At 46.0% G+C, this 15,059-nt stretch carries 11 protein-coding genes and 1 tRNA gene; 10 read left to right on the plus strand and 2 right to left on the minus strand.

The window, feature by feature from the left end; all coding sequences use genetic code 11:
* The first annotated feature begins 89 nt into the window (after nt 1-89).
* The 3 genes from thrS to AC3WTF_RS03945 all read left to right on the plus strand — a co-directional run bounded on the left by thrS (nt 90) and on the right by AC3WTF_RS03945 (nt 3,675).
* Nucleotides 90-2,009, plus strand: coding sequence for a threonine--tRNA ligase (gene thrS, locus AC3WTF_RS03935; RefSeq protein WP_020954032.1), 1,920 nt, complete (start codon nt 90-92; stop codon nt 2,007-2,009).
* Nucleotides 2,010-2,055: 46 nt separating this feature from the next.
* Entirely contained in the window at nt 2,056-2,358 is a 303-nt protein-coding gene (locus AC3WTF_RS03940) for an ArsR/SmtB family transcription factor (protein WP_007407355.1), read from the plus strand.
* 141 nt (nt 2,359-2,499) lie between these two features.
* The gene (locus AC3WTF_RS03945) at nt 2,500-3,675 is read left to right on the plus strand and encodes an MFS transporter (protein ID WP_007407356.1); all 1,176 of its coding nucleotides are present in this window, start codon (nt 2,500-2,502) and stop codon (nt 3,673-3,675) included.
* A gap of 46 nt (nt 3,676-3,721) precedes the next feature.
* Here AC3WTF_RS03945 and ggt read toward each other — a convergent pair whose 3' ends face one another.
* Entirely contained in the window at nt 3,722-5,497 is a 1,776-nt protein-coding gene (ggt, locus tag AC3WTF_RS03950) for a gamma-glutamyltransferase (RefSeq protein ID WP_129003414.1), read from the minus strand.
* Nucleotides 5,498-5,740: 243 nt separating this feature from the next.
* On the opposite strand from ggt, the gene AC3WTF_RS03955 reads away from it, so the two are divergent.
* The 3 genes from AC3WTF_RS03955 (at nt 5,741) to AC3WTF_RS03965 (ending at nt 6,947) form a co-directional block, all read left to right on the plus strand.
* Nucleotides 5,741-5,971, plus strand: coding sequence for an excisionase family DNA-binding protein (locus tag AC3WTF_RS03955; RefSeq protein ID WP_003153848.1), 231 nt, complete (start codon nt 5,741-5,743; stop codon nt 5,969-5,971).
* A 315-nt stretch (nt 5,972-6,286) separates the two neighbouring features.
* Nucleotides 6,287-6,832, plus strand: coding sequence for a site-specific integrase (locus AC3WTF_RS03960; RefSeq protein WP_007407359.1), 546 nt, complete (start codon nt 6,287-6,289; stop codon nt 6,830-6,832).
* A 42-nt stretch (nt 6,833-6,874) separates the two neighbouring features.
* A tRNA-Arg gene (locus AC3WTF_RS03965) sits at nt 6,875-6,947 on the plus strand.
* Nucleotides 6,948-7,092: 145 nt separating this feature from the next.
* Here AC3WTF_RS03965 and AC3WTF_RS03970 read toward each other — a convergent pair.
* Nucleotides 7,093-7,635: a DL-endopeptidase inhibitor IseA gene (locus AC3WTF_RS03970; RefSeq protein WP_014418077.1), complete on the minus strand. Its 543-nt coding sequence runs from the start codon at nt 7,633-7,635 to the stop codon at nt 7,093-7,095.
* 228 nt (nt 7,636-7,863) lie between these two features.
* Between AC3WTF_RS03970 and AC3WTF_RS03975 the strand changes: the two genes are divergently transcribed.
* From AC3WTF_RS03975 to AC3WTF_RS03990, 4 genes are all read left to right on the plus strand, one after another.
* Nucleotides 7,864-9,252, plus strand: a complete 1,389-nt coding sequence (locus AC3WTF_RS03975; protein WP_032869917.1) for an MATE family efflux transporter — start codon at nt 7,864-7,866, stop codon at nt 9,250-9,252.
* A gap of 115 nt (nt 9,253-9,367) precedes the next feature.
* Complete coding sequence (locus tag AC3WTF_RS03980) at nt 9,368-10,336, plus strand: aldose 1-epimerase (RefSeq protein ID WP_007407363.1); 969 nt, start codon at nt 9,368-9,370, stop codon at nt 10,334-10,336.
* An 18-nt stretch (nt 10,337-10,354) separates the two neighbouring features.
* Nucleotides 10,355-11,830 (plus strand): D-alanyl-D-alanine carboxypeptidase/D-alanyl-D-alanine endopeptidase, encoded by a 1,476-nt coding sequence (gene dacB, locus AC3WTF_RS03985; protein ID WP_007407364.1) that lies wholly within the window; start codon nt 10,355-10,357, stop codon nt 11,828-11,830.
* A 479-nt stretch (nt 11,831-12,309) separates the two neighbouring features.
* On the plus strand, nt 12,310-15,059 hold a 2,750-nt coding region (locus AC3WTF_RS03990), incomplete at its 3' end, for a non-ribosomal peptide synthetase (protein WP_492314198.1).

Raw genomic sequence — 15,059 nt, forward strand, 5'->3', positions numbered from 1 at the left:
GGTGGAACCGCGGGTCTGACACACACTCGTCCCTTGCTTTGGGATGAGTGTGTTTTTTATTTTATTAAAAATAAAGGAGAGATCAGACCGTGAAGGAGCCACACATTGTGATTACTTTTCCTGATGGGAAACAAAAAAAATACCGGAAAGGCGTTACGTTAGAAGAGATCGCACAATCAATCAGTCCGAGTCTGAAAAAGGCATCTGCCGCCGGAAAGATAAACGGATCGTTATATGACCTTAGAAGAAGCATTCAGATTGACGCGGCGATTGAACTGTGCAGTTTTCAGTCTGAAGCGGGACTGGAAGTGATGAGACACACAGCAGCACACGTATTGGCGCAAGCGGTAAAACGTCTGTATCCGAAGGTTTGTTTAGGGATCGGACCCGTTATTGAAAATGGCTTTTATTATGATTTTGATATGGATGAAACGATTACTGAAAAAGACCTGGCCGTCATTGAAAAAGAGATGAACCGAATCATTTCGGAAAATCCGGAATTTATCAGAGAAGAAATCTCCAGAGAAGAGGCAGAGCAGCTGTTTGCTCATGAACCGCTGAAGCTTGAGCTCTTAGCGGGTATTCCGCAGACTGATACAATCAGTATATACCGCCAGAGCGAATTCATTGATTTATGCCGGGGTCCGCACTTGGCGTCTGCCGGACAGATAAAAGCTTTTTCGCTCACTCATGTATCAGGGGCTTATTGGCGCGGCGACAGCAACCAAAAAATGCTCCAGCGCATCTATGGAAAAGCATTTTCCTCAGAAAAGGAGCTGAACAGACATTTTCAGCTGTTGAAAGAGGCGGAGATGAGAAATCATCGGAAATTGGGAGCGGAGTTACAACTTTTTATGTTTTCGGAAGAAGCGCCGGGTATGCCTTTTTATCTGCCGAACGGTCAGTTTATCCGAAACACGCTTGAATCATTTCTGCGTTCGAAGCAGGATGCCTATCATTATCAGGAAGTGCGCACCCCTATGATGATGAACCAGCGTCTTTGGGAGCAATCCGGTCACTGGGAACATTATAAAGAGAATATGTATTTCTCGGAAGCCGATCATCAGCGCTTCGCGTTAAAGCCGATGAACTGCCCCGGCCACATGCTCTTATTTAAAGAAAAGCTTCGTTCTTATCGTGATCTTCCGATTCGGATGGCTGAGTTCGGTCAGGTGCACCGTCACGAATTCAGCGGGGCGCTTAATGGCCTGCTCCGCGTCAGATCTTTTTGCCAGGATGACGCACACATTTTTGTAACGCAGGATCAAATCGAGAGTGAAATCGCTTCGGCGCTGCAGCTTATTCACGAGGTGTACACCGCATTTGGTTTTTCCTATGATATTGAGCTGTCAACAAGACCGGAAGATTACATGGGAAGCGAACACTTGTGGGACAGGGCTGAGAGCGCATTAGAAAAAGTATTAAAAGAACAGGGATATCGTTTTCGGTTTAATCGGGGAGATGGTGCATTTTACGGACCGAAAATTGATATTCATATAAAAGATGCGCTGAACCGGAGCCATCAATGCGCCACTGTCCAACTGGATTTTCAAATGCCGGAGAAATTTGATTTAACATATATTGATGAAAAAAACCAAAAAGTCCGTCCTGTTGTCATTCACCGGGCGGTATTCGGATCTCTCGACAGATTTCTCGGAATCATTACAGAACATTTCGGGGGAGCGTTCCCTTTATGGCTTGCACCGGTACAGGCAAAAATCATCCCAGTATCAAACACCGCACACCGGGACTGCGCAGAACAGGTGCATTGGCAAATGAAGAAAGCGGGTATCCGGGCTGAGCTTGATCAGCGCGATGAAAAACTCGGCTATAAAATCAGAGAAGCACAAATGAAAAAAATCCCGTATATTGCTGTTGTGGGAGATCGAGAGTGCCGCCATCAATCTGTACATGTAAGGCAATACGGGCGGGAAGACACATTTGAAGAGAATGTGAGTGATTTTATTTCCCGGATCATAAGAGAGGCAAAACAAAAAATAGAGATTTAACAAAAACAACATTGACATATCGTAAAATCACGATATAATAAAGCGTATGAAACCTATTGATGTTTTTAAAGCGTTGTCTAATGAGTCACGGCTTGAGATTTTACAATGGCTGAAAGAGCCGGACCGTCACTTCGCCCCGCATGATGGCATTGATATGAATGAGATCGGAGTATGTGTCAGCCAGATCACCGATAAGCTTCAGATGACACAGTCAACGGCGTCTCAATATCTTTCCATCCTTCAGCGGGCGGGCCTTATCCAAACAAAACGGATTGGCAAATACACCTATTATAAAAGAGATGAAGAAGCGATAAAGGCGATGGCCGATTATTTTCAGCGCGAAATGTAGGGCTGAATCCTTTAGAAGAGGGATTCAGTTTCTTTTTTCGACTACACATCGACATATTGCGATTTGTTTCTGTTTTCAACTCTTTATATCGATATATCACAATATATCTTTATATAAATCATCAATGAAGGAGTGTGTCAGGTGCAAAATACCTGGAAGATTTACATTTTGGCAATTATCAGTTTTTTAGTGGGGACGTCTGAATATGTGATATCAGGGATGCTTGATAAAATTGCAGGTTCCTTGGGAGTTACTGTGGCAGCGGCAGGGCAGCTGATTACGATTTTTTCACTTGTTTATGCAATCGGAACGCCTGTCATGATGGCCCTTACAGCAAAACTGGACAGAAGGAAGCTCATGATCTATGCTCTGGGGCTGTTTGTTATCGGGAATATCATTTCTTTCCTTGTGCAGGGATTCGGCTTATTTGCGGGAGCGCGGGTGATCATGGCGCTTGGAGCAGGAACTGTGGTGGTCACCGCGCTTACGATCGCAGCAAAAATCGCTCCCCCGGGAAAACAGGCAAGTTCTCTCGCAACCGTCATTATGGGGTTTACGGCGGCGCTCATTATCGGTGTTCCGATCGGAAGAACCGTGTCTGAAGCTTTTGGCTGGAAGGTGGTTTTTGCCGGAATTGCGGCAATCGGAATCATTGCCATGCTTATTATACGTTTCGCGTTGCCTGAGATAAAAGGAGATAAACCGGTGCCGCTCATTCAGCAATTTTCTCTTTTGAAGAAACGAAAGGTGGCTGTCGGGCTGGCCATTACGTTTTTTTGGCTCGGAGGCTATTCGGTTGCGTATACGTACCTTTCTCCGTATTTACTGAACGTTACTCATATCGGAAGCGGAATACTGAGTACATTGCTGCTTATTTTCGGTGTTGCAAGTCTTGCCGGTTCTAAAGCAGGCGGTTTCAGCGCAGACAAATGGGGGGCGCGTATGACATTAACCGGCGGAATGGCGCTTCATGCTATCATGCTCATGTTATTGCCGTTTGTCACACATTCTGCTTTCGGAGCGGCGGCAGTGCTTATTTTTTGGTCCTTCGCCGCCTGGTCATCTGGGCCTGCTCAGCAGTATCATTTGGCAACGATGGAGCCTGAATCATCGGGTGTATTACTTGGCCTCAACCAGTCTGTCATGCAGCTGGCTATGGCAGCCGGAGCGGGCATCGGGGGCATTGTTGTCACCCATCTGTCTCTTGCGTCAGTGACATGGATCGGATCAGCGGGTGTTGTCATCGCGATGTGCGGCGTGCTTTCGCTTGCGTCATTAACGTCTGAAAAAACCTCATCTGAATACAGTGCAGAATAAACAAAAGCCTCATTTCTCAGCTTGAGAAACGAGGCTTTTTGTCTTGTTATTTTTCACATTTTTTCAAGTTTATGCCGATTGCGGCTCCGTTTCGGCTTGAGTCGGCAACTCCGGTGAAGGTGCCGTTTTCACGGTCAATCAGGATGCTTTGCACATTACCGATATCAACCGGGCTGCTGCCGAATTTATGCCCCATTTCGTTCAGTTTTGTGCGGGCTTCTTCCGGCACTCCTTTTTCATATCGATAGGATGTCATGCTGTTTGTGTAAATTCTCGGCTCTTCGACCGCCGCTTTCAGATCCATGCCGTACTCAACTTTGTTCAGGATCGTTTGCAGGACGGAAGAAATAATCGTTGCTCCGCCGGGGGAGCCGACAGTCAGGACAGGTTCGTTATTTTTGAATAAAATAGTCGGAGTCATGCTGCTGAGCGGACGTTTATTCGGCTGCACTTCATTTGCACCGCCAGGCACCGCATCGAAGTCTGTTAACTCATTATTCAACACAACGCCGTATCCGGGAACCATAATGCCGGAACCGAACAGCTGTTCAATCGTTGTCGTATAAGATACGACATTGCCGAAGCGATCAGTTACCGTGAAGTGAGTCGTTTGGCCTTCTTGTTTGTCAGTCGGCTGCTCCACTTGTTTATAGTTTGCAGAACCTTCCTGATAGGCCCAAGGGTCGCCGGCTTTCGGTTTTTTATTGACTTTATCAATATCTATCAGCTGTCTGCGGGCATTGATATAATCTGGATTCAAGAGGCCTTTGAGAGGGACGTTGACGAATTCTGGATCCCCGGCAAATGCGGCGCGGTCAGCATAAGCCAAATGCATCGTTTCTGCGAGAAGCTGATATTTTTGCCAAGAACGGATATCATATTGAGAAAGCTTAAAATCATCCAGAAGGTTCAGCATTTGCAACAGGAAAACACCGCCCGAGCTTGGAGGAGGAGCAGTTGCGATATGATAGCCCTGGTAATCTCCCCAGATCGGTTCGTCAATCGTCACATTGAAGTTTTTAATATCTTTTTCTGTCATTGAGCCGCCGAATTCCTGCACTGTTTCCGCAAGCTTTTTGGAGAATGCTCCGTCATAGAATGCTTTTGTGCCTTTGTACTTAATAGCTGTAAATGTTTTGGCTAAGTCTTTTTGGATGAGTGTGTCTCCTTCTTTCAGAGGTTCTCCGTCCGGAAGAAACACGTCTTTTGCAGCAGTGTGTGATAATTTGTCTTTATAATCTGAGATGGCATCAGCTAAAACCGAATCGATCGGAAAGCCTTTTGAGGCAAGTTTAATGGAAGGGGTGATGAGTTGTTTCATGGAGCGTGTGCCCCATTTGTCGAGCGCTTTTTCAAGTCCTTTTAATGTTCCCGGAACACCGACTGCAGTCCCTTTCGTAACGCGTTCGGAGAAAGGGATGGCTTTGCCGTTTTCGTCAAGGAACATATCCGGTGTTGCGCCTGCCGGTGCGCGTTCTCGGCTGTCGATAATGGTGGTGTCTTTCGTCTTCGCATCATAAACCATCATAAATCCGCCGCCGCCGATTCCTGACATCATAGGTTCAGTTACGTTTAATGCGAATTGAATGGCAACCGCGGCGTCAATTGCATTGCCGCCTTTTTTCAGCACGTCGGCACCGATTTGTGAAGCGAGAGGGTGGGCGGTGGCAACCATGCCGTCTTTGCCGACATCTACCTGTTTGTAGTCGTCATAGGAAAACGGGTGTTTCTTAGCCTGAGCGTGATAAGGGATGCTTCCGGCCGCGAGCAACGTACTGAGCAGAACGATAAAACAGAGATTCATAAACTTTTTCTTTTTCATAGTCTGCCTCCTTTGTTTTCCGCTTACAATTATAGAGTAAGTAAAATGTGCTGTTTTCACAAGTGACAAACGGAATAGTCCGGTGCGCAAAAAGCCGGAGTTTCTGTGTGAATGTAATCAGTCGCAAATAGGCTAAATGGGAAACCGGACTGAAAAAGCTGTGAAACAAGCATAAAGACAAAAAATAAGCTACAATGAACAAAACAGAATTCACTCACATGACATATGAAAGGAACGTGAGCCATGTATTTAACGATCAAAGAGACAGCGGAGTTTACCAGTCTTCCTGAAGAATATGTGCACAATCTTGTTTTGACGAATAAAATAAGGGCCGTCCATGACGGACAGCAATATTTAATCAACAAGGAACAATTTCAAACCCATCTCGAGCAGTTGGAAAAATACAAGGAAATGATTCAAGAGTTTTTAAATGAGCCGCTTCCTGAAGACATTGATGTAAAAGATGAAGACTAGGACACAATTTCATATTGTGTCTTTTTTTTGCATTTTTTTCGGTTGCTCACAAAAAAACGGATGCTCAGATTTCATTTTAAGGCCGTTGTTTTCATTTTTTAATGCCTTGAGTCTCTATTTGTTTAAAAGCTTGTCACCGGTCTGAAAATGATGTTTTTGAGGAATTTGTTGAAACTGCGTATCTGATTCACCTTATGTAACACTATGTATATTATGTTACATAAGACCCTTTATCCTTTATCATTCAACGGGTTTCGGCTATAATAGTAACATAATGCTCAATATGTTACTTTACCAATTATAAGGGGTTTTTTGATGCATATCGTACAGCCGATCCGAAGTTTGGAGAAGATCCAGGAAGTCAAAGAGTATTTAATGCAAAAAAGTGATCGTGATTATTTTTTATTTATTTTCGGCATGAACAGCGCACTGCGGATTTCAGATGTTCTGCCGCTTCGGGTGAGGGATGTCAGGAACAAAGACCATGTGTGGGCAACCGAAAGCAAAACGAGAAAGAAAAGAAAAATTCTGATACTGGAGTCTTTAAAGGCCGACATATACGCTTATACAAAAGACATGAAAGAGGATGACTATTTGTTTAAATCGAAACGGACGAATAAGCCCATATCCCGGATTCAGGCATACAGAATATTAAAGGAAGCGGCTGCCGCTTGCGGGTTGGAGGAAATCGGGACGCATACGCTTAGAAAGACGTTCGGGTATCATTTTTATCAGAGGACAAAAGACATTGCTGAACTGCAGAGGATTTTGAATCATTCTTCTCCGTCTATTACAATGCGTTATATCGGAATAGATGAAGATACGACGAGAGCCGCCTATAAAGTGTTCGGAGGACTGTAGGCTTGAAAAAAACGGCCGCCAGCGTTACTATAATAGAAGCAGGCTCTAGTAGCACAGCGGATAGTGCAGCAGTTTCCTAAACTGCAGGTCGGGAGTTCGAATCTCTCCTAGAGCGTTTTTTGTATGAGATAGGCGCAGCTTAATAATGCCGGTAAAACAGAAACCCCCTTGTTATACAAGGGGGTTTTGAGTTGAATATTTTGTGAGAACCTGGTGGAAATGATGTGAAAAAAGCCCGCTGTAAGCAAGCGGGCTTTTTCTTATATGACAGCATCAAATTGATTGACTTTCCAAACGTTGTTTTCTTTTACGAATGTTACATCGCGTTTTGCTGACGGAGAACCGTCAAGAGTCGGTACAGTGAAGCGGTATGTTTGGACGCTTCCTTTTTTAGAAAGAAGGGTCATTTTTGCTTTTTTCCAATTCAGGAGGTTATCTCCGTCGCCGACCGGAACAGCCAATTTGCCGTCTTTTACAGTGAAGTGGTAATCTTTGAGCCCTTTGTCAATCGCTTGCTTTGTAAAAGCGGGTGTCAGATATTTTACGGCTTTCGCTTTTGTTCCGAGGTCTTTGCACATAAATACATATTGCAGATTTTGATATTCAAACGGTTCAGATGTGCAATTTGCGTTTGATTTAAGCGCACCGCCGCTCATTGTATTCCAGAAATGTTCTCTCGCTGACAGGGCCAGCTGAAGTGCTTGTTTTTGTGTAAGGTCATTAGGTGCATTTTTTGCAGTCGCCGCAGTGCCCAATGACAGAATCAATGTAATAGTAGTGAGGAATAATAGCCATTTTTTCATGATATAATCTCTCCTTCAATCAATCTCTTTCTCTTATGTTACAAATGTTACAATAATTACGGTAAGATTACAATACCTTTTCAAAAATATTTTCCGGACTTTTTATTTTTATGGTTTATTTCCATGTAAGACGTGAGAAAAAGATAAAGAGTTTCATTGAACAAAAGGTTTTTACAAGCTGTCTGCTGAATAATAAAATGGAAGAAAATCAAAAAAGGAGTCCTACATATGGAAGTACAAGATCATTTAGAAACAGCGGAAGGCCGCGGCCAGTCAGTCTGGCGATCGATGTCACTGTTTTTAGTGCCGCTGCTTTTAAGCAATGTATTGCAATCTGTCGGCCAATTGGTCGGAATGGTATTTGTCGGAAGGTGGCTCGGAGTCGATGCGCTTGCCGCCGTATCGTCTTTTTTTCCGCTGTTTTTTCTGCTGATCTCCTTTACGATCGGAATCGGTTCGGGAAGTTCCATTCTGATCGGGCAGGCTTACGGCGCGAAAAACGAAGAGAGGATGAAGGCGATTGTCGGCACTACACTGACTTTTACCTTTATGCTCGGTGTTGTCCTGGCAGTTGTCGGCAGTGTGTTTACGCTTGATATTCTGCGGCTGATGGGAACGCCGGAAAACGTAATAGATGTCAGTGTCCGATATGCGCGCATTTTGTTTTGCGCAATGCCGCTGATGTTTTTATATTTTGCGTATACGACATTTTTACGCGGAACGGGAGATTCAAAGACTCCGTTTTATACGTTAATCGTCAGTACAGTCATAAACATCGGGCTCTTGCCCTTATTGATTCTCGGGCTTTTCGGACTTCCGAAGTTCGGCATTTACGGTTCGGCGTATGCAACCGTGATTTCAAACATCGTGACATTTATCGTACTCATGGTTTATTTGCGGAAAAGGAAACATCCATTGGCATTTGACCGGACTGCGCTCCGTTCTCTTAAAATGGACAAAAAGCTGCTCGCGCTTTTACTCCGTCTCGGTATTCCGTCGAGCATCAATATGATTCTCGTGTCACTTTCTGAAATTGCGGTCATTTCATTTGTCAATCATTACGGATCAAACGCGACGGCTGCTTACGGGGTCGTCAACCAAGTGGCGAGTTATGTGCAGATGCCGGCGGTAAGCCTCGGTATCGCCGTTTCCATTTTTGCCGCCCAATCCATTGGCGCCAATCAATTCGGCCGGCTGAAACAGGTCATCAAAGTCGGCATCGGCCTGAATTATTTGATCGGCGGGGTTTTGATTGTGCTGATTTACACCTTCTCCCGGCAAATACTTGCTTTGTTTTTAACAGATCAGGACACACTCCACATTGCCCGCAATCTGATTATGATTACCCTTTGGAGCTATTTGATTTTCGGTCACGCTCAGATCGTTTCAGCGACGATGCGGGCGAGCGGTACGGTGTTATGGCCGACGATTATCAGCATTTTTGCGATTTGGGGAATTGAAGTGCCTGTGGCCTTTATTCTTTCTCATTATACGAATCTCGGCATTCTCGGCATTTGGGTCGGTTATCCGGCGGCTTTTGTCGTCAGCCTGCTGCTGCAATACGTATATTACCGGTTTGTATGGAAGAAAAAACAGATTACCCGGCTGATTCAATAAGGTTTTACCGCACATCGCTCAGTTCATACGGGCGATGTTTTTTTTAGAGAAGGAAAATGAGTTTAGAAAATGGAATTCCTATACATGCTAGAAAACAAGGAAAGGGCAGGTGCTTATGACGATTGAACATACGACTTATTTAGGGGCTTCAGCCATAAAAGCGGAGACTGATCAGGCTGAATGCATCATTGTGCCGGAGTGGGGATCAAATGTCATATCGCTTCGGGATAAAAGAACCGGTATGCGGCTTCTGAGAGAACCGGAAACTGCGGAGCAATTCCGCAAAAAACCGATGCTGTACGGCATTCCCGTTTTATTCCCGCCGAACCGGATTACGGATGGGACGTTTCGTTTTGACGGCCGCGCGTATCAATTTGAGATAAACGAAGAGGATAAACATAATCATATTCACGGCTTTCTTCACAATCAGCATTGGAAAGCGACGGCAGCGAAAGAAGAGGGGGATGGAATGAAAGTCGAAACAGAAATTGATCTTTCAAAGATTCCCCGTGTTCATAAACAATTTCCGCACGATGTCATTGTCCGGATGACCTATACATTAAAAGACAATGTGTTTACGCAGCGGGCGCTGATTATGAATAAGGGAACGGAGGCTTTTCCTTGGGGGCTCGGCTATCATTCAACTTTTGTTTTCAATGAAGAGCGATCCCGTCTATTTTTGACGGCTGACCGCATGTGGGAATTAAATGAACGTTTCGTGCCGACGGGCCGTTTATTGGATGTGCCTGATAAAGAAGCGTTCCGTCAGGGGGTGTCTTTGAAAAATAAACAGTTTGACGATGTTTTTCTTTCTTCCGGACGGAATGGCGGCAATAACGAAGCTGTTATTTATCATCCGGATGAGCAATTATCCGTGCTGTATCAAGCAGACATGTCTTTCAAGCATTGGGTGGTATATAACGGTGACGGAAAGCAAGGGTTTGTCAGTCTTGAGCCTTATACTTCCGTTACAGATGCATTTAATCTGAATCAGCCTGCATCACTGACAGGGCTTCAGATTCTGAAACCGGGCGAAGAAGCGGCTGCGTCATCCAGGATCACCATTTTGCATGACGAAGAATAGGAAAGAGGCGGGATAACATTGAAAACATATGTGAAACGCTTGAGCGCGGTGATTCTGCTTTTGGTCATTGCCGCAGTTCCTTATATTGATGAGGCGGCTAAGGCGGCTGAACAAAAAAATACTTTGCAAAAAGAGCTGGAACACATTCTGGATGAAGAACCTGCTTTAAAGGGAGTTTCAGCGGGCGTCAGTGTCCGGTCAGCAAAAACAGGGGAGGTGCTGTTCGGCAGCCGGGAAGATATGCGGCTGAGGCCTGCATCACTGATGAAGCTGCTGACGGCATCTGCAGCGCTTTCCGTTCTCGGAGAAGATTACACCTTTAAGACAGAAGTACGGGCAGACGGCGCCGTGAAAGGAAAACAGCTGCGCGGAAACCTTTATCTCAGGGGAAAAGGTGATCCGACCCTATTGGCTTCTGCTTTTGAGAAGATGGCTAAACAGGTCAAAGCCAGAGGCATCCATGTCATTAAAGGAGATCTGGTCGGGGATGATTCGTGGTATGACGATACCAGGTATTCAGTTGATCTTCCGTGGAGTGATGAAGGCCAATATTATGGCGCGCAAGTATCAGCTCTTACCGCTTCCCCAAATGAGGATTATGATACCGGAACGGTGATTGCGGAAATCAGCCCGGCAAAACAGCCCGGTAAAAAGCCGCGCATTTCGATTTCCCCCCATACGGACGTCGTTCGTGTGAAAAATGAAGTGAAAACCGTCGCTTCTGATGAAGCGAAAGAATTGACGGTTGAACGGGAGCACGGCGGCAATGTGATTACGATAAAGGGAACCATACCTGCCGGCTCGGCAAAGGCAAGAGAATGGGCGGCAGTGTGGGATCCGTCGTCCTATGCTTTAGATTTATGGAAACAAGCGCTTACTAAACAGGGTATAACTGTAAAAGGGAAAATCAGAACAGGGCGAATGCCGCACCGCACCCAGCTCGTCACATCACGGACATCCATGCCTCTTTCAGAATTATTGATCCCGTTTATGAAACTGAGCAACAACGGGCACGCCGAAATTCTGATCAAGGAAATGGGAAAAGTGAAAAAAGGGGAGGGCAGCTGGGAAAAGGGCTTGGACGTGATGAAATCGGAGCTCAAATCGTTCGGGCTCAATCCGGATAAATTGATTGCAAGAGACGGATCCGGCGTTTCTCATATTAACGGCGTATCCGCCGGTCAAATCGGAGAGCTTTTGTATGCGGTTCAGAAAGAAAAGTGGTACCCGGCTTTCCTTCGTTCGCTCCCTGTCGCCGGTGCAAGCGACAGAATGACGGGAGGCACTCTTCGGAACCGGCTGAAGAATACTCCGGCAGAGGGCAAAATTAAAGCGAAAACCGGGTCACTAACATCAGTCAGTTCGATTGCCGGCTATGCAGACACAAAAACAGGAGATACGCTTATTTTTTCCGTGCTTCAAAACGGGCTGCTTGACGAAGATGACGGAAAAGACATTGAAGACAAAATCGCAGTCGTGCTGGCAAATCAATAAGAAGGGCCGAATCCTTAGAGGATTCGGCTTTTTTTGATGTCTGTAAAACATTATATTGCGATTATGAATCAATCTTTTCAAAAAGTAATATCGGCAATATCCTTCCTTTTTTTTACATACCGCTTTCTTACATGTTCACCGATTATTCATTTTTTAACATAAAACTTCTTTTCGGGAGGAAAACCTTTTTAAAAGCACAATTAATTATACATTTTATTCCTTATTATAGTGTTTAAGAACCAGTTTACAGTATGCATACATACCGTTTTACATGGTATAAAGATTATAGAAATGAAGAAGTGAAGTGAGGAATATATACTATATTCTAAAAAATGTTAGAGAAAATTTAATTTTTTATTGTGATTTCTAAAATATGTTTTAAAATAATGCTTATATGGATGATTAAGTCATATGCTGTCGAAATTTAATTGTAATTATTTCACTTTCTTATCCTCTTAAATTGAAGCGGAGGGATTCCATTGGAGAACACTGTTTATTCTTTAACTCACGCACAAAGAAGAGTGTGGTTTACGGAGCTGCTCGAACCGGGCACAAGTATCTGCAATCTCGCGGCATGCGTCAAATTCAGGGGGGACATCGATTTTGACGTACTGCGCCATGCTTTAGATTTTTCTATCTCGCAAAATGATTCGCTCAGGTTTCAACTGACAGAAGGGGACGGATCAGAACCCCAGCTGTATCTTGCGGGGCATCGGCCGATTTCTCTAGAGACTGTTGATTTTACTCATACTGATCAGGCAGAGCGGGACGCATGGATTGACACGCAGACCCGTGTTCCGTTCAAGCTGTTTCATTCACCTCTGTATCAATTTACTCTGCTTGTCATGTCAGACGAAGAAGTTTGGCTTTACTCAAAATTTCACCATATTATCATGGACGGCATCTCGCTCAACCTGCTCGGCAACCAGCTCATTGATATCTACCAAAAGATCATGCGGAGCGAGGATTTAACTGAACACCACAGACCTTCCTATCTCAGCTACATGGAAAAAGAACAGCAATACTTACAGTCTTCCCGTTTTCAAAAAGACCGTTCATTTTGGACTGAAACATACCGAACCGTTCCGGAACACCTTTCACTGGCGGAACGAACCTCTCATCTTAGACAAAGCACTGCGGCTTCCAGAGATACTATCACTCTTTCTCACTCCTTAGAACAATCAATCCGGCTTTTTTGCAAAGAAAATAATATCAGCATCATCTCTCTGTTTATGGCTTCGTTATACATATGCATCAGCCGTCTGACGGCTAAAAAGGATATTGCCATCGGCACTTATTACGGAAACCGGGGCTCCAGGCTCGAAAAGGATATGCTCGGCATGTTCGTCAGCACACTGCCGATCAGAATGACGGCAGATCCTGATGCAGAGTTCCTGTCCTTTGTCCGCAGCGTAGGAAAAGAGCAGCTGTCTGTTATGCGGCACCAGAAATATCCTTACAATCTTTTTGTGAATGAATTAAGGCAGACTCATCATGACCTGCAAAATATCATCGGTATTTCGATGCAGTATCAGCCGCTTGAGTGGCGTAAGGCAGACGGTTTCGATTATGAAACGGCCATGTTTTTCAGCGGACATACCGCAAACGAGCTCTCCATTTTAATTAAGGAGCGGACAGATACGGGATTGATTGAGCTGAATTTTGATTACCAATCCGCTTTATTTACTGAAACATCAATTAAACGCATTCAAACTCATTTGCTGACGATCGTTGAAAATGCCGTTAGAAATCCAGACCGGCTGATTCGGCATATTGATATGGCGGATGAAAAAGAAAAGAAACGGGTGTTATCTTCGTTTAACCGTACAGAAGGGGTTGAACCGCCGGCTCCGACGCTTCACGGGCTGTTCACCCGCCGTGCCGCGCTTTCGCCGCATCGTCCGGCGCTTCGTTTTCCGGGCGGTATGCTGACGTACGCCGAGCTTGACCAGTACACAGACAGACTCGCTGTTTGGCTCCGACAAAAAGGCGTCCGCAAAGAAAGCATGGTCGGCGTGCTCGCTGAACGCTCGCCGGAGATGGTGGTTTCAGTGCTTGCCGTGTTAAAAGCGGGCGGCGCCTACGTGCCGCTTGACCCGGAGTATCCTGAGGACAGGCTGCGTTATATGCTCGATGACTGCGGCGCTTGTATCCTGCTTGCACAGCCGGGGTTATCCGTTTCCGGTTTTTCCGGCGAGACGCTTGAAGTGTCTCTTTCTTCTCTGACAGGCGAGACGGAGACAGGGGCTGTCTCTGAAGAAGCGGATAGCGATTCGCTCGCTTATATCATTTATACGTCCGGTTCGACGGGAACACCGAAGGGAGTGGCTGTTGAACACCGTCAGGCCACCGCCTTTTTATCCGGCATGCAAGGGCAGTTCCCGTTGACGGAAGAGGATATTATCGTGATGAAATCATCCTTTTCTTTCGATGCTTCCATCTGGCAATTGTTTTGGTGGACGATGTCCGGCGCCTCCGTGTATCTGCTTCCTGCCGGCTGGGAGAAAGATCCTGTGCGGATGATTGAAGCGTTTGCCTCAGAAAAGGTGACGACCGCGCATTTTATTCCGGCGATGGTCAACAGCTTTTTAGACGCGCTGGAAACAGAGCCTGAGGAAACAAGAACACGCCTCGGCAGAACCTTGACACGCGTGTTTGCCGGAGGGGAAGCTCTTTCACCGCTTACGGCTGCCCGGTTTGCCGATCTTCTGCCGGAGACCGTGCTTATTCACGGCTACGGGCCGACGGAAGCGACGGTTGATGCGGCGTTTTACGTCTGTGACCGAAAACGGGACAGCGGACGGACGCGGCTTCCGATTGGTAAACCCGTTCCGGGTGCCCGTCTGTATGTATTAGATAGCGGAGGAACCATCCAGCCTGCGGGCGTGGCAGGAGAGCTGTACATCGCGGGGACAGGGGTGGCCCGGGGCTATCTGAACCGGCCCGAGCTGACGGAGGAGCGTTTTCTCGATGATCCGTTTTATCCGGGAGAGCGCATGTATCAGACGGGCGATATCGCACGCTGGACAGAAGAGGGCCTAGTCGAATGGCTCGGACGTTCAGACGGACAGGTGAAAGTCCGCGGCTACCGGATTGAACCGGGAGAGATCGAAGCGGCGATCCGGCGCATCGACGGCATTCGTGAGGCGGCAGTCACCGCCCGGACCGAACACGGCGAAACCGCGCTTTACGCCTATATCGAAGGACGGGAAAGCGATGACGTGCGGGC

This window comes from Bacillus sp. EB106-06-01-XG163, assembly GCF_058791615.1.

What these genes read in the sequence shown, in the direction of transcription:
- AC3WTF_RS03940 (WP_007407355.1), top strand. Translation starts at nt 2,056, where the DNA reads ATGAAACCTATTGATGTTTTTAAAGCGTTGTCTAATGAGTCACGGCTT.
- ggt (WP_129003414.1), bottom strand. Translation starts at nt 5,497, where the DNA reads ATGAAAAAGAAAAAGTTTATGAATCTCTGTTTTATCGTTCTGCTCAGT.
- AC3WTF_RS03955 (WP_003153848.1), top strand. Translation starts at nt 5,741, where the DNA reads ATGTATTTAACGATCAAAGAGACAGCGGAGTTTACCAGTCTTCCTGAA.
- AC3WTF_RS03960 (WP_007407359.1), top strand. Translation starts at nt 6,287, where the DNA reads ATGCATATCGTACAGCCGATCCGAAGTTTGGAGAAGATCCAGGAAGTC.
- AC3WTF_RS03970 (WP_014418077.1), bottom strand. Translation starts at nt 7,635, where the DNA reads ATGAAAAAATGGCTATTATTCCTCACTACTATTACATTGATTCTGTCA.
- AC3WTF_RS03975 (WP_032869917.1), top strand. Translation starts at nt 7,864, where the DNA reads ATGGAAGTACAAGATCATTTAGAAACAGCGGAAGGCCGCGGCCAGTCA.
- AC3WTF_RS03980 (WP_007407363.1), top strand. Translation starts at nt 9,368, where the DNA reads ATGACGATTGAACATACGACTTATTTAGGGGCTTCAGCCATAAAAGCG.